This is a genomic window from Dickeya dadantii NCPPB 898 (assembly GCF_000406145.1).
Taxonomy (GTDB): Bacteria; Pseudomonadota; Gammaproteobacteria; order Enterobacterales; family Enterobacteriaceae; genus Dickeya; species Dickeya dadantii.
The window spans coordinates 4,712,244-4,736,487 of the sequence record NZ_CM001976.1; the positions used below are offsets into that span (position 1 = coordinate 4,712,244).

Genomic DNA, 24,244 nt, shown 5'->3' on the forward strand with positions numbered 1-24,244 from the left:
ACAGTCAAACTGGGCATCACTCTTTCAGGTTGTCAGGTGCCACAGTATCGCGCTGAAAAACTTCATAAAACTTCCCTTCATCTGGAGGGTTATCTTTACCATTTATGATGTTACTTAACGCTTGATAACGGTTGCGTTTCATCAGGCCGGTTGTTGTACTACAAGCTGGGCAGCCCCTGTGCGGGAGAGCTATATCACCTCACAACTCGACACGTTAAGAGATAAAAAATAATAATATCTGATTGTTTATCATGATATTTTATTGAATCCTCCAATCGTTTTTGGGCGATGGCACGGCAAAGACCGGGCATCAATATGCGAAGCTAGTAGAGCACCCTTTTTTAAAAGACCGCTTTTAAATACAAGCGTCGTTTTAATCAGACAATCGCCTATCAGCCGGAGTGAACTGATGAAACCTGAAGTGATCCTCTACAGAAGTATCCCTGACGCGCTGCGCGCCCGCCTTGAGCAATACGCCACCGTGCATGAATTCAACGGGCTGCCGCCGGTCGATCACCCCGTACTTGAACGGGTGGAAGGATTGATCGGCTCCGGCGCCACGGTTAGCCGGGAATTTCTCTCCCATTTGCCGCGCCTGCGCGCCGTTTCCACCATCTCTGTCGGCTACGACAATATCGATCTCGCCACCCTTAACGACAAAGGGGCGCTGCTGATGCACACGCCGACCGCTCTGACGGAAACAGTGGCGGATGCGGTGCTGACGCTGATGCTGATGACCGCCCGCCGCGGGCTGGAAGTCGCAGAGCGGGTTAAAGCCGGAGAGTGGAAAACCAGTGTCGATAAAGACTGGTTTGGCATTGACGTGCACCACAAAACCATCGGTATTCTGGGTATGGGGCGCATCGGCCTGGCGGTGGCGCAGCGCGCGCATCTGGGCTTTGGCATGCCGGTGCTGTACCACGCCCGCCGTCATCATCAGGAAGCGGAAACCCGCTTCAACGCCGGTTACCGCGACCTCGACGGCTTGCTGGCGGAGTCGGATTTTCTGTGCATCACCCTGCCGTTGACCCCGCAGACCCACCATCTGATCGGCCGCGAACAGTTGAAGAAAATGAAATCCAGCGCGATTGTGATCAACATCGGCCGCGGCCCGGTTATCGACGAACCGGCGTTAATTGAAGCGCTGACCGACGGCACTATTTACGCTGCCGGGCTGGATGTGTTCGAGCAGGAACCGCTGCCGGTAGACTCGCCGCTGCTGAAGCTGCCCAACGTGGTCGCGCTGCCGCATATCGGCTCGGCCACCCATGAAACCCGCTATAACATGTCGGCCTGCGCGGTGGACAACCTGATCGCCGCACTGAGCGGCAATGTCAAAGAGAACTGCGTCAATCCGGACGTGCTGAAGTAATTCAGCCAGTTACCTCCGTTATCAATTCAATATTCCCCCTTCCGGATATCAGGAAGGGGGAATAACGGCATGAACCCTGACCTTAAGCTACGCTAAGATCGATCACTCCACCGCGATCGGTTTTTCGGTCAGCGTGGTGGTGCGATCGCCCTGAATCGCTTTCACTTTCTGCTCGGTTTGCTGTACCGCCGCCGGGCTGCTCAACAGGCTGTAGGTCAGCTCAAAAGTAGTGCTCTGGCCGGGTTGCAGCTTCTTCACCCGTCCCTGCTGACGTTCGATGGTGACCGGGTAGGCGTAATTGGTGCCGGGCTCGATGCCGGTGACATAGCCCTGTTTCAGGGTGTCGGTGTTTTTCCACAGCGTCAGCAGCGGCAACTGATGGGTATCAAAGGCGATGGACACCCCTTTGTCGCCGGCGCGGTTCACCAGCGCGGCCAGGGTTTTACCCTCGTTATCCGCGTACGGCGTCATGTTAAACACCATCTCGTCGAAGTCTTTGGTCGGCCCTTTATACGTCTGCCAGCTTTTCAGACCCGCTTTGGCGTAGTCGTTGAACGGCGAAATCTCTTTCACCGGCGCCAGGAAACGCGCGCCGTCTTCCAGAATCGGCGTACCAAAATTGCTGTGGTAGATGATCTGATAGTCGCGGGCGTAATCCGACTTGTTGGTCAACACATCGTGTACGGTAAACGACTCGCTGCCCGGCACGTAACGCAGTTCAGTCCAGGTTTCGAGATTGGATTTCTTAAAGCTGTTTTCCTTCAGCAAACCGCGCACCGTGATGGTGTAAGGTGCCTTGTCGCTGACGTCCACCAGCACTTTCGACGCCGGCGTATTACCTGCGCGGCCGTGCAGGGTGTAAATCATACCGTCGCTGGTGACCGGGTGGCCGGTCCACTCATAACCGCAGCGCACCATCATCTCATTGAAACCTTCCAGCCAGCCCAGTCCGTTGCGGCTTTCCAGCGTAATCGTATTCGGGTTCACCACCTCGTCCACCGGTGAATCCCAGCCCAGCCGGATGTTTTTACCGGTGACATGCAGCAAATCCATGCCACGGGTCGGGCTAAGGGTGATTTTCAGCCCGTTCGGACTGGTGATGGTGAGAATTTTGCTGCCTTCCTGACGCCCGCCGTGCAGCACTTTTTGCTCGATGCTGAAGCGCTGATCCTTGATCTTCAGCGCGTCGCTGCTGATCTGCCAGTTTCCTTTCTCGGTGCTGCTTTCAACGTCCGTCAGCACAAAGGTCTGAGCCGATGCCTGCCAGGAAACCAGCGCCAGAGCGATACTTATTGCCAGTACATTTTTCATCCCATGCGTCCTTCTAGCTGAATTGATTAAGCCTGTGGAGCTAAAAGACTACAAATCCGGCTGACGGGAGAATGTGACTGCTATCACCAGATAACCAACTGCCATTTTTTCGCGATAAATTTGGATTGTTCATCACAAAATTACTAAGCATGGTTAGTGTTTTTGCAGAAAAAACGTGAGAGGAATCAGACAAAAGCTGACGCGCGTTCAGCTTTTGGCGTCATTCGAGTGGGTTGCGCTGAAGCAGCCAGCAACCGTAGCAGTTAACTATTCCGTAATAACGAAAATAGACAGCATAAAGAGTGGATAAGGGTTTTCCGTTACGATTGCACCTGCCCGACACGCGCGCTAAGGTGTCGGTTTACCTGTGCTTCACCCTTTATTGACAAACTATGAACTTTTCCCGTTTCGGCAACAAATTTACCCGCCATGCCGGCATTACCCAACTGATGGACGACCTGAACGACGGGCTGCGTACCCCCGGCGCCATCATGCTGGGCGGCGGCAATCCGGCCCATATCCCGGCCATGGACGATTACTTTCAGCAGCTGTGTCGCGACCTGCTGGATCAAGGAAAACTGACGGATGCGCTGTGCAACTACGACGGCCCGCAAGGCAAAGATGAGCTGCTGCATTCGCTCTCCGGCCTGCTGCGCGAACAACTGGGCTGGGAGATTGGACCACAGAATATTGCACTGACCAACGGCAGCCAGAGCGCGTTTTTCTACCTGTTCAACCTGTTTGCCGGCCGCACCGACGACGGCCAGCGCCGCCGGGTGCTGTTCCCGCTGGCGCCGGAATACATCGGTTACGCCGATTCCGGGCTGGATGAGGACATGTTCGTCTCCGTTCGCCCGCAGATTGAGCTATTGCCCGAAGGGCAATTCAAATACCACGTCGACTTCGAGCAACTGCGCATCACCGACGACATCGGCATGATTTGCGTCTCGCGGCCCACCAACCCCACCGGCAACGTGCTGACCGACGAAGAGTTACAGCATCTGGATGCGCTGGCCCGCGAACATCAGATCCCGCTGGTGATCGACAACGCCTACGGCGTGCCGTTCCCCGGCATTATTTTCAGCGACGCCACGCCGCTGTGGAACCCGAACACCATCCTGTGCATGAGCCTGTCGAAACTCGGCCTGCCCGGTTCGCGCTGCGGCATCGTGATCGGTTCGGAGCAGCTAATCGAAGCGCTGGGCAACATGAACGGCATCGTCAGCCTGGCGCCCGGCTCCATCGGCCCGGCGCTGGCGCACGAGATGATCCAGCGCGGCGACCTGCTGCGGCTGTCCAACGATGTGGTGCGGCCGTTTTACCGTCAGCGGGTGGAACAGACCATCGCCATCATCCGTCGCTATCTGTCGCCGGAAATCTGCCTGATCCACAAACCGGAAGGGGCGATTTTCCTGTGGCTGTGGTTCAAAGACCTGCCGATCACCACCGACGTGCTGTACCAGCGGCTGAAACAGCGCGGCGTGCTGATGGTGCCGGGCCATTACTTCTTCCCCGGTCTGGAACAGGAATGGCCGCACGCTCACCAGTGCCTGCGCATGAACTATGTGCCGGAACCGGAAAAAATCGAGCAGGGCGTCGCCATTCTGGCCGAAGAAGTAGAGCGGGCGCGGAAAGAAGGCGGCATCTGATATCTGAACATTCCGGACACAAAAAAGCCGCCCGAAGGCGGCCTCAGATTGCCGACAAAGTCCTTAAGTACAGGATGAAGCATTTTTCCGGCGTCAAAAACTGTGCTGAGGTGGGCGACTTCGCCGGGTGAGCGACAGGACGTCGCGAAAGCCCGTGCCGCGTCTGACAAAAACGTTGGGAACGTTTTTGAACAGCGTTTACGCTGGCCCGCAGGGCGAGCCCCAGGGATGGGGCGAGTAACCGCGTCACGGGCGGCCCGAACAGCGAAGGCGAATGCCGAAGGTAGCGCACAGCGCCGCAGTTTAGCCTCCAGCCAGTGGTCAAGGAGAGGTGGCGTTTGAACCTCTCCTTGTCGTGCGTGCGATGAAACAGCAAAGAAATTACACCGCTTATACCGCACGAAACTATTCACTGACCGGACAAACTTCACCATTCACAAGACAACATAGCTGTTTGCCAACAGCCTCAAGCCGCCCGAAGGCGGCCTGAGCAACTGGGAAACCGATTATCAGTTGTAGATTTCTGCGACACCGCGCAGTTGGTTGTCGTTACCGGTCGCGGAGATGATGCGGAATGATTTAGCGCCGGCTGCGTTGGCTTTTTCAGACAGGCTGGCTTGCAGACCGTCCAGCGTACCGGCGGTGGCGCTCACGGTGCCGACGGACTGGCTGGCGCTGTGCTGTACTTCTGTCGCAGCAAAGGTGCCGAAAGAAACGGTAGCCAGGGCGATAACTGCAACAATATTTTTGATAGCTTTCATGGTCAATATCCTTCACATTGAATTCGGTTAGTGTTCTTAACTGGAGGCGTTATCGCCTTCGATGAAAGTGATAATAGACCTGTTGCCGGCGCGTTAAAAACGGGTTTATTTGTAGATATCATTCAAATTTTATGAAATAAAAAAACCCGCGATTTCGACGATTTTCTCCCCACCTCCACTTACCCCAAAACCAGATATTTATTACCGGTATTGTACTTTGTGGTTTCCGCATGCCTGTGGAAGTATCCCTTTCGTATGACAGCCTTTTCCCAGCCCTGACATCACCTGCACAGCGGCTGATAGCACTCTGATAACTAAAAGGAAAAAACCATGTCTGGTTTCTTGAACGCTCGGCAGAAGCGGGGGATTGGTCTGCTTGTTTCATTAGCACTACTGGGGAATGGCGCGCAGGCGCTGGCCGCCGACGCGTCGCCCAAAACCGGCGGTACGTTGATCTATCTGGAACAACAGCCGCACACCAATTTGTATCCGCCCGCAGGCGGTTTTTACCCCAACGGCGGCATCCTCAACCAAATCACCGACAAGCTGACCTACCAGAACCCGGAAACGCTGGAAATCGAGCCCTGGATCGCCGAATCCTGGACTATCAACGCCGACAGTACCGAATACACCTTCACGCTGCGCCCCGGCGTCACCTTCTCCGACGGCACCCCGCTGGATGCCAACGCCGTCGCTAAAAATTTCGACACCTACGGGCTGGGCAACAAGGAACTGAACCAGCCGGTTTCCGAAGTGATCAATAACTATTTGCGCAGCGAAGTCATCGACCCGCTGACGGTGAAGTTCTACTTCAAAAAACCGTCGCCCGGCTTCCTGCAAGGCACCGCCGCCATCGGTTCCGGGCTGGTGTCGCTGAGCACGCTGGCGCGCAACTTCAACCAGTTGGGCGACGCCACCCGCATCATCGGCTCCGGCCCGTTTGTGGTCAGCAGCGAAAAACCGGGACGCGAGCTGAAACTGGCGGCGCGCAAAGATTACAACTGGGCGCCGGTGAAGTTCACCCATCAGGGCCGCCCCTATCTGGACGGCATCACTTATCTGGTGACGCCGGAAGACAGCGTGCGCATCGGCGCGCTGGTGTCCGGTCAGGCGGATTTCATCCGCCAGATTCAGGCTTATGACGAAAAGCGGGTGCAGAGCGAAGGCATACGGATCTACGCCGCGCCCACCCGCGGCGTGAATAACAGCGTCAACTTCCGCCCGGACAACCCGCTGGTGGCGAATATCCGCGTGCGTCAGGCGCTGCGTTACGCCACCAACCCGAAAGAAATCATCCAGACGCTCTACTCCGATAACTACCCGCAGGCGACCTCGGTGCTGGCGAAAACCGCCGCCGGCTACGTCAACCTCGCCGACAAACTGACGTTCGACCCGGCCGCCGCCGCCCGCCTGCTGGACGACGCGGGCTGGAAAGCCGGCGCGCAGGGCGTCCGCCAGAAAGACGGCCAGTCGCTAGTGCTGACCGCTTACGAATCGCCGCCGCAGCCGCAAAACAAAGAGATGCTGCAACTGGTGGCGCAGCAGTGGGCCAAAGTGGGCGTGAAACTGAACGTGCTGGCGGGCGACGCGGGCACCAAAACCGTCGACAGTCTCGACCCGCTGAAAACCGGCGTGTCGCCGGGCATGGTGGGCCGCGCCGACCCGGATGTGCTGAAAAGCCAGTATTACCCGACGCTGCGCAACGTGCTGCTGCAAAAAGGCGGCGCCAGCGACAAGGTGAAAACCTTTGAAGACGCGCACCTCAACACGCTGCTGGACGGCATCGCCTCCGCCACCGATCGCAGCAAACGGCTGGCGCTGGTGGGCGAAGTACAGAACTACCTGATCGATCAGGCGTACGTGATTCCAATTTTTGAAGAACCGCAGGTGTTCGCCGGGCGCACCGCTACCAAAGGGATCGGCTTTGAAGCCGTGGGCCGCCCCAGTTTCTACAACACCTGGCTGGACAAGTAACCGGGCAAACCGACGACGGAGGGCAAAACGTGCGGATAACCTATCTGGCGACACGCCTCGGGCAGGCGCTGCTGGTGCTGTGGGCGGCATTTACCCTGTCGTTCATGCTGCTGCAGGCGCTGCCGGGCGATGCGGTGCTGATCAAATTCATGAGCCCGGAGCTGGGATTAAGCGCCAGCCAGATAGCCGAACTGCGGCTGGCCTACGGCGCTGATGTGCCGCTGCTGACCCAGTACGCGGCGTCGCTGTCGCGCCTGCTGCACGGCGACTTCGGGCTGTCGCTGCAAGCTGGGCTGCCGGTCAGCGACCTGCTGGCGACTAACCTGCCGCCGACATTGCTGCTGGCGGTGCTGGGGTTCGGCGCGGCGCTGCTGCTGGCGTTCGCGCTGGCGTTTCTCTCGGCGCTGACCCCGTTCGCCTGGCTGCGCCAGCTGTTTCAGTCGGTGCCGTCGCTGCTGATATCCATCCCCACCTTCTGGCTAGGCATCGTGCTGATTCAGGTGTTTTCCTTCCGGCTGGGATGGATTTCGGTGATCAACCCCGGCGAGTGGGAAGGGCTGGTTCTGCCGGTGCTGACGCTCTCGGTGCCGATTGCCGCCCCCATCGCCCAGGTGCTGATGCGCAGCATCGATCAGGTGCTGACGCAGCCGTTCGTGGCGGTGGCGCGCGCCAAGGGTCTGAGCCGTCGCGGCGTGCTGTGGCGCCACGTGGCGCGCAACGCCATGCTGCCGGCGCTGACGCTGGCGGGCCTGCTGCTGGGCGAGCTGATCGCCGGGGCGCTGATTACCGAAACCGTGTTCGGCCGCAGCGGGCTGGGCCAGTTGACGCAGGAAGCGGTCAACACCCAGGACGCCAGCGTATTGCAGGCCATCGTGCTGGTTTCCGCGACGGCGTTCGTGGCGGTCAACCTGCTGGTCGACCTGCTTTACCCGTGGCTTGATCCGCGTCTGAAAACCGCCTCGGAGGTGTGATATGGCGAGCATTCAACTGGAAAAAATCGCTTTTCCGCTGCTGCGCAAGACGCCGCGCCTGCGCCGTTACGCCGCGCAACCCGGTCTGGCGCTTGCCTGGCTGGTGCTGCTGACGGTAACGCTGTGGGCGCTTTTCCCTAGTCTGTTTACCCACGCGTCGCCGATTGAGGGCGTACCGGGCGCGCAGCGGCTGGCGCCGGGCGGCGACTACCTGCTCGGCACCGACCAACTGGGGCGCGACCTCTACACCCGCATCGTCTACGGTTCGGCGCATTCGCTGTCCGGCGCGGTGATCGCCGTGTCGCTGGGTCTGGTGTTCGGCAGCCTGCTGGGGCTGCTGGCGGGCGCGGTCGGCGGCAGGCTGGATACGCTGGTGATGCGGAGCGTCGATGTGCTGCTGGCGATCCCCGGCTTGCTGCTGGCATTGAGCGTCATCATCCTGCTGGGGTTCGGCAACCTCAACGCCGCTATCGCGGTCGGCGTGACCTCGGTGGCGAATTTTACCCGACTGGTGCGCGCGGAAGTGCTGAGCGTACGCCGCAGCGATTACGTCGAAGCGGCGTTTGGCAGCGGCGGCACCTTCTTTGGCGTACTGTGGCGCCACATTCTGCCCAATTCGCTCACCAGCGTGCTGGCGTTCGCCGCGTTGCAGTTCGGCAGCGCGATTCTGGCGCTCGCCACCCTGAGCTTCCTCGGCTACGGCGCGCCGCCGCCGACGCCGGAGTGGGGCTTGTTGATCGCCGAAGGCCGCAACTACCTCGCCACCGCCTGGTGGCTGACCACCTTCCCCGGCCTGCTGGTGGTCGCCGTGGTGTTGGCGACCAACCGCATCAGCCAGTCAATCCGGAGATCAACGCGATGAGCCTGCCGCTAAGCTTGCAAAGCAGCACGACAACACCGGTGCTGGAACTGGAAGACGTCGCCATCGCCTACCGCGACGACGACGGCGAACGCACGGTGGTGGAAGGCGTGTCCTTCGCCATCCAACCCGGCGAAGTGGTGGCGCTGGTGGGCGAATCCGGTTCCGGCAAAACCACTACCGCACAGGCGGTGATCGGCCTGCTGGCGGACAACGGCCGCCTGACGCGCGGGGCGATCCGCCTTAACGGTGCCGATATCAGCCGCTGGTCGCAACCGCGGCTGGATAGTATTCGCGGTCGCGTGGTGAGCCTGGTGCCGCAGGATCCCGGCAGTTCGCTCAACCCGGTGAAAACCATCGGCGAGCAGGTGGATGAAATTCTGCGGCTGCACCAGAAAAGCGACCGCCACAGCCTGCGCCGGCAAACGCTGGCGCTGCTGACGCGCGTCGGGCTGACCGAGCCGGAGCTGCGCGCCGGCCAGTACCCGCACGAGCTCTCCGGCGGCATGAAACAGCGGGTGTTGATCGCCATCGCCATCGCACTGAAACCGGCGCTGATCATCGCCGATGAACCGACCAGCGCGCTGGACGTCACGGTGCAAAAACGCATTCTCGACCTGCTGGACGAACTGCGCCGGGAAAACGGCACCGCCATTCTGTTCGTCACCCACGATCTGGCGGTCGCCGCCGAGCGCGCCGACCGCCTGCTGGTATTCCAGAAAGGCTATATTCAGAAGCAGGGGCCGACCCAACAGGTGCTGAGCGCGCCGCAAAGCCAGTACGCCCGCACCCTGCTGGCGAACATCCCGTCGCTGGCCCCGGCCCGCCGTCCGTCACGCGCCGCCGCTCAACCTGCCGCGTCCGGTCAACCCATTCCCTGTGAACTAATTGTGCAGGTGGAACAGCTGGTGCAGGAATTCCCGCCGGCGGGCAACCGCAAACAGCCGTTCCGGGCGGTGGATGCGGTGTCGTTCAGCGTGGCGCCCGGCACCACCCACGCCATTGTCGGCGAGTCCGGTTCCGGCAAGACCACCACCGCGCGCATGATTCTTGGTTTCCAGCGCCCGACCGCCGGCCGCATCCTGATCGACGGCACCGACATTACCCGGCTGCGCGGCGAAGCGCTGCGCCAGTTCCGCCAGACCATCCAGCTGGTTTATCAAAATCCGTTCAGCTCGCTCGACCCGTCGCAGCGGTTGTTCGACATCGTGGAAGAGCCGCTGCGCAATTTTAACCGCTACGCCCGGGCAGAGCGGGCCAACCGGGTACACGAGATATTCGAGCGGGTGGCGCTGCCCGCGTCGCTGCTGCAACGCCGACCGGCGGAACTGTCCGGCGGCCAACGCCAGCGGGTTGCCATCGCCCGCGCGCTGGTGCTGGCGCCGAAAGTGCTGGTGCTGGACGAAGCCGTCTCGGCGCTGGATGTCACGGTACAAGCCCAGATCCTGCGTTTGCTGGAGGAACTGCAAGCGTCGCTGGGGCTGACCTATCTGTTTATTTCCCACGATCTCGCCGTGGTGCGGCAGATAGCCGATACCGTTTCCGTGCTGTATCACGGCAAACAGGTGGAATCCGGGCCGGTCGAGCAAATTTTCGCCCAGCCGGCCGAGCGCTATACCCGGGAACTGATCGACGCGATTCCCGGCCAGCGCCACGTCTCTTAAGAGACACAGCCTAACCAGCGCGTCTTCAAGCTGGCGACAAATCTAAATAAGTGCGGGTTGGTGTGTTTTCTGGCGTCAAAAACTGCGCTGAGGTAGGCGACACCGCCGGGTGAGCCGCAGGACGCGGCGAAAGCCCATGCCGCGTCGGACAAAAACGTCGGGAACGTTTTTGAACAGCGTTTACGCTGGCCCGAAGGGCGAGCCCCAGGAATGGGGCGAGTAACCGCGTCATAGGCGGCCCGAACAGCGGTGACGAATACCGAAGGCACCGCGTAGCGGCGCAGTTTAGCCACCAGCCCGAGGTCAAGGAGAGGTGGCGCTTGAACCTCTCCTTGTCGTGCGTGCGATGACGTGACAGAGAAGGTGAGGCGGTTTATCCAGCACGAAACCACTCTCTGTTCTGACATGGCTCGCTAAAACAACGCGGTTTTTTGCCAACATCCTCAAAGGACAACGCCTAAACCAAGGATTTAATCATGACTCAAAAACGTCTGGGGTTTTTCACCCGACTGCTGGATGACGTGCCCGCCGGGCAGCGTTACCGGCTGGCCGCCGAGCAAATCATCAAAGCCGAGCAGTTGGGCTTCGACAGCGCCTGGGTGGCGCAGCATCACTTTCACGCCGACGAAGGCGGCCTGCCGTCGCCGCTGGTGTTTCTGGCGCAGGTCGCGGCGCAGACCCGCCGCATCCGGCTTGGCACCGGGGTGATCACCCTGCCGATGGAACAACCGTTGCGGGTGGCGGAAGACACCGCCGTGCTTGACCTGCTCAGCAACGGCCGGCTGGAAGTCGGCATCGGTTCCGGCGGTACGCCGTCGTCGTTTACCGCCTTCGGCCACAACAGCGAACAGCGCGGCGAGATTCTGGGCCGCTATCTGGCGCAGGTGCGCGCCGCCTGGGCGGGCGAACCGCTGAGCGCCGACGGCAACCGGCTTTACCCGGCCGCACCGCACCTCAACCGCCGCGTGTGGCAGGCCACTTTTTCGGTGGAAGGCGCCATCCGCGCCGGTCAGGCGGGCGACGGGCTGATGCTGTCCCGCACCCAGCCGCGCCCGGACGGCTTCCCTGACGCCACGCTGGCCGACCTGCAAAATCCGATGATCGACGCCTATCTGGACGCGCTGCCGCCCGGCGTCGCGCCGCGCATCATGGGCTCGCGCAGCGTGTTTGTGGCCGACGATCGGGCGCTGGCGCTGCAACTGGCGCAAACCGGGCTGCAACGCTCCGCCGCCCGGCTGGCCCAGTTGGGCCGCCCGGCCCGCAACGGCTCGGTGGAAGAGCTGATCGCCTCGTTTGACAGCCATGTCGGCACGCCGGAAGACGTCATCGCCTCGCTGCAGGCCGACGGCTCACTGGCGCGCACCACCGACCTGGCGTTTCAGGTGCACTCCATCGACCCGCCGCACGCCCATATTCTGCGCTCGCTGGAACTGATCGCCGCCCGGGTAGCGCCCGCGCTGGGCTGGTCGCCCGCTACAGATAAACACACCAGCCCGGCCGGGCAGGAGGTCGCATGACACAGTCAACATCCGACATGTTGGATACACTGGCGGAAATCGCCCCGGATTCACCGCTGGCGCAAGCCAGAGCCACCCGCGATGCCGCCACCCGTCACGCGCAGGGCAGTTATGAAGCGCTGTTCAGCCACACTGAGGACGGTAACCTGCCGTTGGCGCTGCGCTTTTTCATCGCCGAAAAGGTCAGCGGCTGGCATCAGAACACGCGGTTACAGCACTTTTACGCCCAACGGCTGGCGGACTTTCCGGCCCCGACGCCCAATGCGGCGCTGGACCGGGCGCTGGAACATGCCGAACGCCTGACCCACCAGCCGGTGGCGGCGCAACCGGAGCAACTGCAGGCGCTGCAACAGGCCGGTTGGTCGGGGGATGATATCGTCACCCTGTCGCAGTTAGTGGCGTTTGTCAGTTTTCAAAGCCGGTTGCTGCACGGTTACCGGTTGCTGGTCGGTCACGCTGAAGACCCGGCGCTCTCCGTGCCCGCCGCCGTCGCCGGTCGCTGGCACACCCAGCCGCAGACCCACAGCGGCAAAACCGCCCCGGATGCATTTACACAGGCCGAACTGGGCTGGGAACCGTGGATCCCCGCCAAACCGCTGGCGGCATTCACCGCCGACGAGCAGGCGATTCTGGCGCGTTTCGGCCATACCGATTCCGACTATTTCCGCCTGCTGGGCCGTAATCTGCCGGTGCTGGAACAACGCACCCTCACCGACAAGGGGATTTTCTATACGTCCGGCGGCCTGCCGCGCAAAGACCGGGAGCTGGCTGCCGCGGTGGTCAGCAAGGTCAACGGCTGTATTTATTGCGCCTCGGTGCATGCCCGCAAAGCCAGCCAGTTGTCGAAACAGGACGGTGCGGTACAGCGCCTGCTCGACGTGCCGCCGGGCGGCGATCTCGCTGCCGGGCAGGACGCGCGCTGGCAGACGATCATCACCTTCGCCGCCCGGCTGTCCACCACGCCGTCACAGACCAACGCGCAGGATCTGGCGCGGCTGCGCGAGCAGGGGTTGGACACGCTGGAGATTCTCGACCTGATTCAGTCCACCGCGTTCTTCGCCTGGGCTAACCGGCTGATGCTGACGCTGGGCGAACCGTTCTGGCCGCTGCGGTAAATGCTGTTGTTCTGCGGATGAAAGCGCAGACGATCCGGTAACCCGCAAGGTTACCGGACGCTGACGAGAGTAGATTACAGGGTCTGACCCAGCGCCTGACGCAGGTACGCGCCGGCGCCCAGCAGCCCCGGCTGCGGGTGGGTGATCATGAACACCGGAATATCGGCGAGGTAATCGCGGAAACGGCCTTTGTCTTCAAAAGCGCTGCGAAAACCGGAGTTGCGGAAGAATTCCAGAAAACGCGGCACGATGCCGCCGGCGATGTAGACGCCGCCGAAGGTGCCGAGCGTCAGCGCCAGATTGCCGCCAAAGCGCCCCATCAGCACGCAAAACAACGACAGCGCGCGCAGACAGTCAACATCGCTGTGCGCCAGCGCCCGTTCAGACACCACCTGCGGGGTCAGCGCTTCCGGCACCCGGTCGTCCGCTTTGACTATCGCCCGGTAAATATTCACCAGCCCCGGCCCGGACAGCACGCGCTCGGCGGAGACGTGTCCCAGCTCCTGACGCAATACCTGTAGCAGGATGTCCTCTTCTTCGCTGTTGGGCGCAAAATCCACGTGACCGCCCTCACCCGGCAGGCTTAACCACGTGCCGTTCACCGGCAGCAGGTGCGCCACGCCGAGCCCGGTTCCGGCGCCGTACACCGCCACCGGCTTACCGGCGACCGCGTCGGCGCCGCCCAGTTGAATCACATCCTCCGGCGTCAGCACCGGAATCGCCATGCTGACGGCGGTAAAATCGTTGATCACGTCCAGACGCTCAAACCCCAGGTTCTGCCGCATGGCGTCAATGGAGAACGCCCAGTGATGATTGGTCATCTCCACCCAGTCGTCGGTCACCGGGCAGGCAATGGCAATACAGGCTTCCTTGATGGTGAGATCCGCGTGTTCCGCCAGAAACAGACGAATCGCCGCTTCCAGGCTGTCATGCTGCTGAACCGCGTACTGTTTACTGTGTGACAGATGCCCATTCGCCAGTTCGCAAAGGGCAAGACGTGCGTTGGTGCCACCGACATCACCTACCAGCGCATACTGATGCATAAATTACGATCTCCCATTGAAATATCATCATGCGTACTTGAGCGCCCGGAAAAAACCGCGCGCCGATGACGGCGAGTACGCCCGAATCTCACTCACATTCACCGGCAGTCCATGCCATCAGGGAGACGTGACGCAATAAATCAGGCCGTCTCCCCCCGTTTCAGCCGCAGCATAAAGTCCCGAAATGCGGGAGCCAATTCCTGGAACAAAGCCTCTTTGCGATGAGTCATCATGACCTCGCTAAACAGCTTCAATCCGGTGCAGAACGCGGCGACTTCCGAGTCCGGCAAAATCCCCTTTGACCGAACTTTCTCAATGATTTCCAGAATATCGTCATGATTGATGACGTCAAACGTCAGTGCGCGATTTTGCGGCGTTTCGTCGCGATTATCGGTGAGATTTTCCAGCGTGATACGATAGTGATAAGGCATAGTTTTATCCTTGCGGTTGAGTGGTGCGATTGAATGGCACGATGAGTGGCGACCGGGCGTCGCCACATGGTTGATATTGTCAACCATATAATCCGAATAGTTGATAAGGTCAACAAATTAATGCGTGACACCCTTGATACCCAGACCTTCGAGTTACTGGGAGAACTGATCCACGGTTTTAAACAGCGTCTGCAGGAGAGCGACGCGCTGACGCAGACGGGCCTCGCCCCGTTTCAGGCGCGCACGCTGGCGCTGATCGCCCGTCATCCCGGCCAAAGCCAGCATTTTCTGGCGCAGTACATGGGGCGAGACAAGGCGCAGATTGCCCGTCTGCTGAAAGATCTGGAAACGCTGGGGCTGATCACCCGCCAGCCTTCGCCGGCCGACCGGCGGGCGCAGGTGGTATCGCTAACGGCAAAAGGCGAAGAGACGCATCGCCGTTTCGCCGATGCGCGCACCGACCTGTTGCAGCGCGCTTTTGCCGACGTCACGCCGGAAGAGCGCCGCCAGTTTGTGCAGGTATTGCAGAAAATGAAGGCCAACCTGACGACGCCGGAATAACGCCGGCATCAGGTCAGCTCAGGACATCGTCCCGGTGTTGTAGACGTTTTTGTTGTAAACATCATTGCTGTAGATGTCCTTGCGAACAAACGTCCAGGCATAATCCTGACGATTGACCGGCTCGTATCCTACTTTCTGATACAGCCACGGCGCGGTAGAGGTGAGCAGCAGCTGACGACGCAGGCGCTGTAAGCGTGGGTGGTTTACCGTGCATTCCACCAGAAAACGGCCCAGCCCGGCGCCCTGATGCGCGGGCAGCACAAACACATCACACAGATAGCCGAAGGTGGCGAAATCGGTCACCATGCGGGCAAAACCAATCTGACGCGCCTGATGATACAGCCCGAAACACAGACTGTTGGCGACGGACAGCGCGACCGTTTCCCGGTCGATACCCTCCGCCCAACTGGAGGTGGTGAGGTAGCCATGAATGATGTCCAGTTCGAGCCGCTGCGGATCCGTCGATACCTGGTAGTCTTTTTTCTCCCATTGTGCTGACACAGTATTACTCCTTTTGATCGTGATGAGGGTTCATCATCCCACCAGACAGCCCACCTGAACAACGCCGATGACAACGATAAACCCCCGGCACCACCAGCAGCACCGCCTGTAAGCAGGCGACGGCGTAATCCCGAATGCCGTCGGCATCCGACATTTGCTCTTCTCTGCCCGGCGAATCCAAAAAATCGCCGGAGACGAAATCCAAACCTTAAACACATTACCACCGCATGGCATGTCAGTTGGTTCTGGTCGGCAAGCCTCGCAAATAAAACGCTTACCCACCTGAAGCGTGGTACCTTCCCTGATATTGGCGCAATGAATATTGCGAATAGCCGGCCTTTATCGTTCCTCAACGGTTCTCAGCATTGCCAGCTTCGTTTTTCTGCAAGCGTGAAGAATATCGACCAGAGAATAACCGATGGCAAGGCGAGTTAGCCGCTTGTTTATAATGCTCATCGTTAATCTGTTTTTTCATTATGTATACGAAATGTACCCGTTGACGAAAACAGGTAAAACTTAGACCTGACACAACGACTGAATTAACGTCCACACTGCGGTTGCCGCGGTGGAGAGCGAACGGTTACGACGGCGTACCAATTGCAATCGTCGGTTCTCTATTGGCCATAACTGACGTACGGCCAGACCAGAGCATTCAAGGGAAGATAACGCCAGCTGCGGGATGACCGACACCCCGATACCCGACTGTAAAATGCGAAATATTGTGGTTACATGCCCAAGTTCCTGAATGACATGTGGAGTAACACCATGACGAATCAATGCATTATCGATTAAGGGGCGACTGCCTGAGGCATAGTCAAGTAACACCAGCTCTTGATTCTGCAGGTCACGCCACGTCACCTTTTTCAGACGTGCAATCTGGTGGTGCTCAGGCAATACCAGACAAAATGGTTCCTCCATGAACGTTTCCGTGTACAGGTCAGACGGTACGGAAGGTTCGATAATCACACCAAAATCAACCTCACCATTCAATACCATCTGCATAGCCTGCTGTTGTACCTGATCATGGATTATCAGATTGATCTGTGGGTAATTTTCAACAATCTGCGCAATGCAATCCGGCATGATTCCCGCCGAAATCGTCGGACTGGTCGCTACGTGAACCAACCCACGTCGTCGCTCCGCCCGGCTTTGAGCAGTACAGAGTGTCGTTTCCAGTTCACCCAGCACACGACGGAGTGCTTCTGACAACTCAGCCCCCTCTTGCGTTAACAACACCTCCCGGGTCGTGCGCTCAAATAACCGGATCCCCAACTCGCTTTCCAGATCACCGATACTGTGACTCATAGCAGACTGAGTCAGGGAAATCATGTTGCCAGCACGGCTAAAGCCATGATGCTCTGCAACGGCTAAAAAAATGCGTAACTGTCTTAACGATATATTTGAAATATTCATGATTTTAAGTCATCGATAGATTAAAAAAAAACAATTTCCACAGTCAGCAGCTTGTGGTTATTAATAAATACCAGAAAAAGAACGAAGAGCAATTTTATTATGACGACAACAAATCAGTTATCAAAATGACCAGAAAAACCTCCATAATTTATTAAAGAGGAAGCAGTCAATACAAATAAAAGGTGAATGGTTATTAATTAGTAACGACAATGTTTCACATTGCTTTATCGTCGATAACATTGAATTACGCAGGAGGTCTATTTCTGATGAGTTGTATAAGTATGTTCTTAATCATTCTCGATTTTAAAATCGTAACCATCTGTATCCAGAAAAATACAGTGATTTAAAAATCCATCAGACTTCGCCTTTAGCGAAGAGAAATAATTAAAACCGAATCAATTAGTCGGGTGAAAAATAACTCATCCGACACACATGTAACCATCGCGTAAAGCCATATTGTTGGAATAAGTAAAGAAATGGAGGCAAGTAAGACAATCAATACACCTGCAAATAAAAGAAATCATAAATAGATAAATCAAGTAAACATGTTGTGAATAAGTGGCTATTATTATGGCCACATTATTCCCTTCCTGTTTCGCTCCAACTCTTATTTTCAAATTCTCTAAATCAGGAGAGTGTATTATGAGTGAAATAATAACTATGCAAAATCGAACGGATAAGGACATACTCGGTTTTAACCGATGGTGGCTTTTTGCATTGGCTTTTTTGGCAATGTCCGTTATTAGTCCTTATGAATACGCCTGGTCGGTTATTGCCCCGCATTTTGCAAAAATTTATGGCTGGGAGCCAACCAAAATATCGCTGATGTTTAGCATGTTCGTCATTTTTCAGGCGTTCGGCACCTTGCCCGGAGGGATTTTTCGTGACAAGTTTGGCCCGAAGGCAGTTTCTGTCGTCGCCGGTATTTTTTCGGGCATCGGTCTTCTGGTTTGTGCATTTGGGCAGGAGCTATCCTATAACGTCGTGCTCACTGTCTGGTGTATTGGTTGTTTTTTCTGCGGATTCGTCTATAACGCGGCGATTACCACCTGCAACAAGTGGTTCCCTGACCACAGGAACATCACCATAGGTCTTATTTCTGCTGCTTTCTCCTGGGGAGCATTACCTTTTATTTTCCCAATTCGTAGTATTCCGGAGAGTGCCCCTGACAGTACATTCTTCAATGTTATTTTCATTATGACCGCGGTCATCTCCGGCGTCATTATTATCACGGGCCTATTAATGAAAGACCCGCCGAAAGGCTGGCGTCATTCCACGCCATCATCGGCAACAAAGAATAAAGTGGCAAAACGGCCTTGTGAGAAGCAATACAGTATGGGAGAAGCAATGCATACCTGGCAGTTCTGGGTGTTAATTGCCTCTTTCGTTTTGGTATCCGCGTCTGGTTTAACCTTTATTTCAAATAGCATCAAGTTTGCGTCAGCGTTCCACTTTAGCCTGACAGCAGGCACCGTTGTCACCGTCGGGATGGCAGTCACCAGTGGTCTTAGCCGGGTTGTGGGCGGTTGGATTGCAGATAAGATTGGCATCGATAAAACCATGACCATCTTTTATATCCTGTGCGGTGTGTTTTCCCTTGTCGCGCTGTTTCTTGCTGAAGCGGGTAGCGCAACAGGGTTCATCAGCAGCTGTATTATATCGATCTTCTTCTGGGGGGCGTTATATTCACTGTTTGCGTCAATCGTTGGTTATTACTACGGCGAAGTCGCTTCCGGTTCCAACTACGGCATGCTTTATGCCTCAGCCAAGGGATTAGGCGGAATTTATGGTGGCGTGCTGTCCGCCTATTTAATTTCCACCTATGGCCACCCCTTCACCATTATTGTTTCTTCCATCATGGCGCTACTTTCCGGGCTCATTCTGATTCCACTTTGGAAACATCCGCCGGTCTGGAAAGAAACCAATGGCGTGCTAATAACAACACACTAACAACCCACATTCATTACAAAACCGAATAAATAATATTGCAAATTAAAGAGAGGTCTTATGTCTTCTATTACCGAAATTGAAACCGCAACTGATGCGGCATCAGAAAAAACAACATTGATTGACGGCTTTCACCTTTTTCTGGAAGCGCTCAAACTGAATGATATCGATACCCTCTTCGGTTTGCCCGGCATTCCGATTACCGACCTTCTGCGTATGGCTCAGGCGGAAGGGATGCGGGTGATTTCTTTCCGTCATGAGCAGCACGCCGGTAATGCAGCGGCGGCGGCCGGTTTCCTCACCGCCAAACCCGGTATCTGTATGACGGTTTCAGCGCCCGGCTTTTTGAATGGTTTGACCGCGCTCGCCAACGCCACCACCAACTGTTTTCCTATGATCCTGATCAGTGGTTCCAGCGAACGCGAAATCGTCGATTTACAGCAAGGCGATTACGAAGAAATGGATCAACTGGCCATCGCCAAACCGCTGTGTAAGGCCGCCTTCCGCGTGTTACGGGCCGAAGATATCGGTGTCGGTATTGCCCGTGCCATCCGCGCAGCCGTATCCGGGCGCCCCGGCGGGGTCTATCTGGATCTGCCGGCCAGGCTGTTCTCGCAAACCATGCCGCTGGATGCCGGGCGTAAATCGTTAATCAGGGTCGTAGACGCCGCGCCGCGCCAGCTGCCGGCACCGGATTCGGTTACCCGGGCGCTTGAACTGCTCAAAAACGCCAGAAAGCCCCTCATTCTGCTGGGAAAAGGAGCGGCTTACGCACGTGCCGATGCCGAGATTCGCGCTTTGGTCGAAAAAACCGGTATCCCCTACTTGCCGATGTCCATGGCCAAGGGCTTGCTTCCTGACACGCATGAACTGTCGGCCGCCGCCACACGTTCCTATGTATTGAAAGAAGCGGATGTGGTGCTGCTGATCGGTGCGCGTCTGAACTGGTTGCTCTCGCACGGTAAAGGCAAGACTTGGGGGCAGGAAAACGGGCCGAAGAAATTTATCCAGATCGATATCGCGCCGACTGAAATCGACAGCAATGTCGCCATTGATGCGCCGCTTATCGGTGATATCGGCTCTTGCGTAAAAGCATTGTTGAACGGCATCGGCAACGACTGGGCCAAACCGTCGAATGACTGGACCGGCGTTATCGCCGAACGCAAAGCCAAAAACGTCAACAAGATGGCCGACATGCTGGCCGCACGCCCATCACCGATGAACTTCCATAGCACACTGAGCGTGGTGAAAGAGGTCGTGAAGGACAACCCGGAAGCCATCGTCGTCAGCGAAGGCGCCAACACGCTGGATTTTGGCCGCAGCATCGTGGACATGTACCTGCCGCGTAAACGCCTGGATGTCGGCACCTGGGGAATTATGGGCATCGGCATGGGCTTCGCCGCCGCCGGCGCGGTCGTGACGGGCAAGCCGGTCATCGCCATTGAGGGCGATTCCGCCTTCGGCTTCAGCGGCATGGAGGTTGAAACCCTCTGCCGCTATCACCTGCCCGTCTGCATTGTCGTGTTCAACAACAACGGCATTTACAAAGGGACCGACACCAATGCCTCCGGCGGCGCCGACATGGCTCCCACCGTGTTCGTCAAAGACGCACGCTACGAAATGATGATGCAGGCCTTTGGCGGCGTGGGCGTGCATGTCACCACCACTGACGAACTGCACCGCGCCATGAATGAAGCCATTGCCTCCGGCAAACCAACGCTTATCAACGCCGTGATTGACGAAACCGTCGGCACCGAAAGTGGCCGCATCACCAACCTGAACCCTGCCAAGGCGATTAAAAAATAAGCGTAACGGCAATTAATGAATAACCATGGAGATAATTTTATGAATAACAACAACGATCTGCCTTTGGCTGGCGTCAGAATCATCGACTTCACACACGTGCAGGCCGGCCCTGCATGTACACAAATGCTGGCGTGGTTCGGTGCCGATGTCATCAAAATCGAACGTCCCGGCTCGGGGGACATCACCCGTAACCAGTTGCGCGACATTCCAGATGCGGACGCCCTGTACTTCACCATGCTCAACAGCAACAAACGTTCGCTCACCCTGGATACCAAAAAGCCTGAAGGCAAGGAAGTTCTGACCCGCCTTATCAAAGAGTGTGACGTGATGGTGGAAAACTTCGGCCCCGGCGCGCTGGATCGCATGGGTTTTACCTGGGAGCACATTCAGGAACTGAACCCTCGCATGATTCTTGCCTCGGTTAAAGGCTTCAGCGAAGGCCACCACTACGAACACCTGCGAGCTTATGAAAATGTCGCCCAATGTGCGGGGGGTGCGGCCTCAACCACCGGCTGGTGGAAGGGTGAGAACGCCGGGCCGACCATTTCGGCTGCCGCGTTAGGCGACAGCAACACCGGTATGCATTTGGCTATCGGCATCCTGACCGCGTACATCGGCCGTCAGAAGACCGGCAAAGGGCAGAAAGTCGCCTGCGCCATGCAGGATGCGGTGCTTAACCTCTGCCGCGTCAAAATGCGCGATCAGCTGCGTCTGGACAAAGTCGGCTATCTGGAAGAGTACCCGCAGTATCCGCATGAAGCGTTCACCGACGTGGTGCCGCGCGGCGGTAATGCCGGCGGCGGCGGCCAGCCAGGTTGGATCCTCAAGTGCAAAGGCTGGGAGACCGACCCCAATGCTTACATCTACTTCACAGTACAGGACCTGGTCTGGACGCCGATTTGCGACGCGATAGAACGCCCGGAATGGCGAGACGATCCCGCCTATACCACCCCGAAGGCGCGTCAACCGCACATCATGGATATTTTCGGCGCCATTGAGAGTTTCATTTTGAGGGCCGGTAAAAGCAAGTTCGACGCGGTGGAGTACTTCGGGAAGTTCGGCATCCCCTGTGCGCCAGTGATGTCGATGAAGGAACTGCTGCACGACGAATCGCTGCGTAAGAGCGGCTCCATCGTCGAAGTGCCGCACAAAGTGCGCGGCAGTTACTGGACCGTCGGCTGCCCGATCAAGTTCTCGGCTCTCAAACCTGAGATCACCGCCTCGCCGCTGCTCGGTGAGCACACCGACGACGTGCTGGCGGAACTGGGCTACTCGAAAGAGCAGATTGCGCTCATTCACACAGCCAAAGCGGTGTAAGCATGATGGCACTCACGCTACCGCAGTTCCTCACGGTGATAGGTGACGCCGTCATTATTTGCGATGTCGACGGCACCATCACCGCCTGGAACCCCGCAGCCGAACGTCTGTTCGGCTTCACCCAGAGCGAGGCGTTGGGTGCCTCGCTCAACATCATCATTCCCGAGCGACAACGCCAGCGGCACTGGTCCGGCTACCACCAGACCATGCAAAGCGGCCTGACCCGGTACGGAACATCACTACTTCACGTACCGGCCCTGACGCGTGAAGGCGGCACGATTTCCATCGCCTTCACCGTGGCCCTGCTACCCGGAGAGGACGGCAAGCCGGCGTCAATCATCGCCATCATCCGCGATGAGACCGCGCGCTTCAACGAGGAACGCGCATTGCGCCAACGTCTGGCCGAGGCGGAGCAGCGAGCAACACCGCCGTCATAACCAGGCGGCTGATGACACGCCCTGACCGTCGCCGCTGACTCTCAGGGCGAACAAACCCGAGGAATGATGAATAGAGGTGAATAGATTCGAGGAGAATTTTCATGAGCAAGGCATTAGACGGGATCAGAATTATTGATTTTACCCATGTACAGTCTGGCCCGAGCTGTACCCAGTTGCTCGCCTGGATGGGCGCAGACGTGATCAAGATCGAACGCGTCGGCGAGGGTGACGCGACACGCAAGCAACTACGCGACATTCCCGGCGTGGACAGTCTGTATTTTACCATGCTGAACCACAACAAACGCGCCGTCACACTCAACACCAAGACACCCGAAGGCCTACAGGTGCTGGATAGCCTGATCAAGCGCTGCGACGTGCTGGTGGAGAACTTTGCTCCCGGCGCGCTCGACCGCATGGGGCTGACCTGGGAGCACATCCACGCCGTCAATCCGCGGATGATCCTCGCGTCGGTCAAAGGCTTTGGTCCCGGTCGTTACGAAGACTGCAAATCCTACGAAAACGTGGCGCAATGCGCCGGCGGCGCCGCATCGACCACCGGCTTCAACGATGGCCCGCCGATTGTCACCGGCGCCCAGATCGGCGATTCAGGTTCGGGTTTGCACCTCGCGCTGGGTATTGTCTCCGCGCTTTTCCAGCGTCACACCTCCGGACGCGGACAAAAGGTCTCGGTATCAATGCAAGACGCCGTGCTCAATCTATGCCGGGTAAAACTGCGTGACCAGCAACGGCTGGAACGTACCGGCGTATTGGAAGAGTATCCACAATACCCGGATGGTCTTTTTGGCGAGGCGGTGCCACGCGCCGGTAATGCTTCTGGCGGGGGACAACCGGGGTCGATCCTCAAATGCAAAGGATGGGAAACCGATCACAACGCCTATATCTATTTCATCGCTCAGGCGGCGATTTGGCCGGCGATATGCAACCTGATCGGCGAAAATGGCTGGGTCGAGGACGCGTGTTTCAACACGCCCGCCGCCCGTCTGCCGAGATTAAAAGCAATCTTCCAGCGTATCGAACAGTGGACGATGACCAAGAGTAAGTTCGAGGCGATGGAAATTCTCAACCACTATGACATCCCCTGCGGCCCGGTGCTTTCAATGAAAGAGATCGCCAGAGATGATGCCCTGCGCGCCAGCGGCACTATCGTCGAGGTCGATCACCCGACGCGCGGCAGGTACACCACCGTTGGCATGCCGATAAAAATGTCCGATAGCCCGGTCGACATCACCCGCTCCCCTTTGCACGGCGAACACACCGAGGAGGTTCTGCATGAACTGGGCTATGACAGCAAGGCCGTGGCGGCCCTGCGCGACAAGAACGTGATCTGATGGCGTGATGCCTCCCGCCGACCAGATCGGGTGAGGGCCGGTGGCGTCGCATCCCATGCCGTGCAACAACGTACCGGCAAACCCCTGTACCGGGAGCGACATAGCAACCGTGTGCTCTGCCGGTACACCGCCAGTGTAATGTCACGGTAATTTTCGGCGTCAGCGTTATCACCACCGCTGCCGCCTCGCCAGCCTGAAATAGTCGTACCGCTTTTCTTCCATCCTGCGTATTCTCATGAAAACAAC

Annotated in this window: 21 protein-coding genes; 14 read left to right on the forward strand and 7 right to left on the reverse strand. The window is 57.8% G+C overall.

From position 1 onward, the window contains the following. The first annotated feature begins 409 nt into the window (after positions 1-409). Positions 410-1,372: a glyoxylate/hydroxypyruvate reductase GhrB gene (ghrB, locus tag DDA898_RS21155; RefSeq protein WP_013320054.1), complete on the forward strand. Its 963-nt coding sequence runs from the start codon at positions 410-412 to the stop codon at positions 1,370-1,372. 102 nt (positions 1,373-1,474) lie between these two features. Here ghrB and DDA898_RS21160 read toward each other — a convergent pair whose 3' ends face one another. Continuing rightward, complete coding sequence (locus tag DDA898_RS21160; RefSeq protein ID WP_038912300.1) at positions 1,475-2,683, reverse strand: aldose 1-epimerase family protein; 1,209 nt, start codon at positions 2,681-2,683, stop codon at positions 1,475-1,477. Between the two features lie 392 nt (positions 2,684-3,075). On the opposite strand from DDA898_RS21160, the gene DDA898_RS21165 reads away from it, so the two are divergent. Beyond that, on the forward strand, positions 3,076-4,332 hold the full coding sequence (locus tag DDA898_RS21165; protein WP_038912301.1) for a valine--pyruvate transaminase: 1,257 nt from the start codon (positions 3,076-3,078) through the stop codon (positions 4,330-4,332). Between the two features lie 509 nt (positions 4,333-4,841). Here the strand turns inward: DDA898_RS21165 and bhsA are convergent. Continuing rightward, positions 4,842-5,093 carry a multiple stress resistance protein BhsA gene (gene bhsA, locus DDA898_RS21170; RefSeq protein WP_013320057.1) on the reverse strand — a complete coding sequence of 84 codons (252 nt, stop codon included), beginning with the start codon at positions 5,091-5,093 and terminating at the stop codon, positions 4,842-4,844. Positions 5,094-5,423: 330 nt separating this feature from the next. On the opposite strand from bhsA, the gene DDA898_RS21175 reads away from it, so the two are divergent. The 6 genes from DDA898_RS21175 to DDA898_RS21200 all read left to right on the forward strand — a co-directional run bounded on the left by DDA898_RS21175 (position 5,424) and on the right by DDA898_RS21200 (position 13,193). Further along, a complete protein-coding gene (locus DDA898_RS21175) occupies positions 5,424-7,067 on the forward strand; it encodes a TIGR04028 family ABC transporter substrate-binding protein (protein WP_038912302.1) in 1,644 nt (547 codons plus the stop codon). A gap of 29 nt (positions 7,068-7,096) precedes the next feature. After that, entirely contained in the window at positions 7,097-8,038 is a 942-nt protein-coding gene (locus DDA898_RS21180; RefSeq protein WP_038912304.1) for an ABC transporter permease, read from the forward strand. Position 8,039: 1 nt separating this feature from the next. Continuing rightward, the gene (locus DDA898_RS21185; RefSeq protein ID WP_038912305.1) at positions 8,040-8,900 is read left to right on the forward strand and encodes an ABC transporter permease; all 861 of its coding nucleotides are present in this window, start codon (positions 8,040-8,042) and stop codon (positions 8,898-8,900) included. Beyond that, entirely contained in the window at positions 8,897-10,561 is a 1,665-nt protein-coding gene (locus tag DDA898_RS21190) for a dipeptide ABC transporter ATP-binding protein (protein ID WP_038912306.1), read from the forward strand. Before DDA898_RS21185 ends, DDA898_RS21190 begins: the two co-directional genes overlap by 4 nt. Positions 10,562-11,037: 476 nt before the next feature. Further along, a complete protein-coding gene (locus tag DDA898_RS21195) occupies positions 11,038-12,078 on the forward strand; it encodes a putative FMN-dependent luciferase-like monooxygenase (RefSeq protein ID WP_038912307.1) in 1,041 nt (346 codons plus the stop codon). Beyond that, positions 12,075-13,193, forward strand: a complete 1,119-nt coding sequence (locus tag DDA898_RS21200) for an alkylhydroperoxidase domain protein (RefSeq protein WP_038912308.1) — start codon at positions 12,075-12,077, stop codon at positions 13,191-13,193. The genes DDA898_RS21195 and DDA898_RS21200 overlap by 4 nt, the downstream gene beginning before the upstream one ends. A gap of 74 nt (positions 13,194-13,267) precedes the next feature. Here DDA898_RS21200 and glk read toward each other — a convergent pair whose 3' ends face one another. Next, on the reverse strand, positions 13,268-14,236 hold the full coding sequence (gene glk, locus DDA898_RS21205; RefSeq protein ID WP_038902431.1) for a glucokinase: 969 nt from the start codon (positions 14,234-14,236) through the stop codon (positions 13,268-13,270). 140 nt (positions 14,237-14,376) lie between these two features. Beyond that, on the reverse strand, positions 14,377-14,754 hold the full coding sequence (locus DDA898_RS21210) for a DUF3861 domain-containing protein (protein ID WP_013320066.1): 378 nt from the start codon (positions 14,752-14,754) through the stop codon (positions 14,377-14,379). Positions 14,755-14,787: 33 nt separating this feature from the next. Between DDA898_RS21210 and DDA898_RS21215 the strand changes: the two genes are divergently transcribed. Further along, positions 14,788-15,228: a MarR family winged helix-turn-helix transcriptional regulator gene (locus tag DDA898_RS21215; protein WP_038902432.1), complete on the forward strand. Its 441-nt coding sequence runs from the start codon at positions 14,788-14,790 to the stop codon at positions 15,226-15,228. 18 nt (positions 15,229-15,246) lie between these two features. Here the strand turns inward: DDA898_RS21215 and DDA898_RS21220 are convergent, their stop codons facing one another. From DDA898_RS21220 to DDA898_RS21230, 3 genes are all read right to left on the reverse strand, one after another. Next, positions 15,247-15,729, reverse strand: a complete 483-nt coding sequence (locus DDA898_RS21220) for a GNAT family N-acetyltransferase (RefSeq protein ID WP_038912309.1) — start codon at positions 15,727-15,729, stop codon at positions 15,247-15,249. Positions 15,730-15,733: 4 nt separating this feature from the next. Further along, entirely contained in the window at positions 15,734-15,883 is a 150-nt protein-coding gene (locus DDA898_RS21225; RefSeq protein WP_161624732.1) for a hypothetical protein, read from the reverse strand. A gap of 362 nt (positions 15,884-16,245) precedes the next feature. Further along, positions 16,246-17,142 (reverse strand): LysR family transcriptional regulator, encoded by an 897-nt coding sequence (locus tag DDA898_RS21230; protein WP_038902435.1) that lies wholly within the window; start codon positions 17,140-17,142, stop codon positions 16,246-16,248. 642 nt (positions 17,143-17,784) lie between these two features. Between DDA898_RS21230 and DDA898_RS21235 the strand changes: the two genes are divergently transcribed. The 5 genes from DDA898_RS21235 (at position 17,785) to frc (DDA898_RS21255) (ending at position 23,998) form a co-directional block, all read left to right on the forward strand. Next, positions 17,785-19,092, forward strand: coding sequence for an OFA family MFS transporter (locus DDA898_RS21235; RefSeq protein WP_038912310.1), 1,308 nt, complete (start codon positions 17,785-17,787; stop codon positions 19,090-19,092). 57 nt (positions 19,093-19,149) lie between these two features. Further along, entirely contained in the window at positions 19,150-20,895 is a 1,746-nt protein-coding gene (gene oxc, locus DDA898_RS21240) for an oxalyl-CoA decarboxylase (RefSeq protein WP_038912311.1), read from the forward strand. A gap of 39 nt (positions 20,896-20,934) precedes the next feature. Further along, a complete protein-coding gene (frc, locus tag DDA898_RS21245) occupies positions 20,935-22,212 on the forward strand; it encodes a formyl-CoA transferase (RefSeq protein ID WP_038902437.1) in 1,278 nt (425 codons plus the stop codon). 2 nt (positions 22,213-22,214) lie between these two features. Then, entirely contained in the window at positions 22,215-22,649 is a 435-nt protein-coding gene (locus DDA898_RS21250) for a PAS domain-containing protein (RefSeq protein WP_081639273.1), read from the forward strand. A 101-nt stretch (positions 22,650-22,750) separates the two neighbouring features. After that, positions 22,751-23,998, forward strand: coding sequence for a formyl-CoA transferase (gene frc, locus DDA898_RS21255; RefSeq protein WP_038912312.1), 1,248 nt, complete (start codon positions 22,751-22,753; stop codon positions 23,996-23,998). The last annotated feature ends 246 nt before the right edge of the window (positions 23,999-24,244 follow it).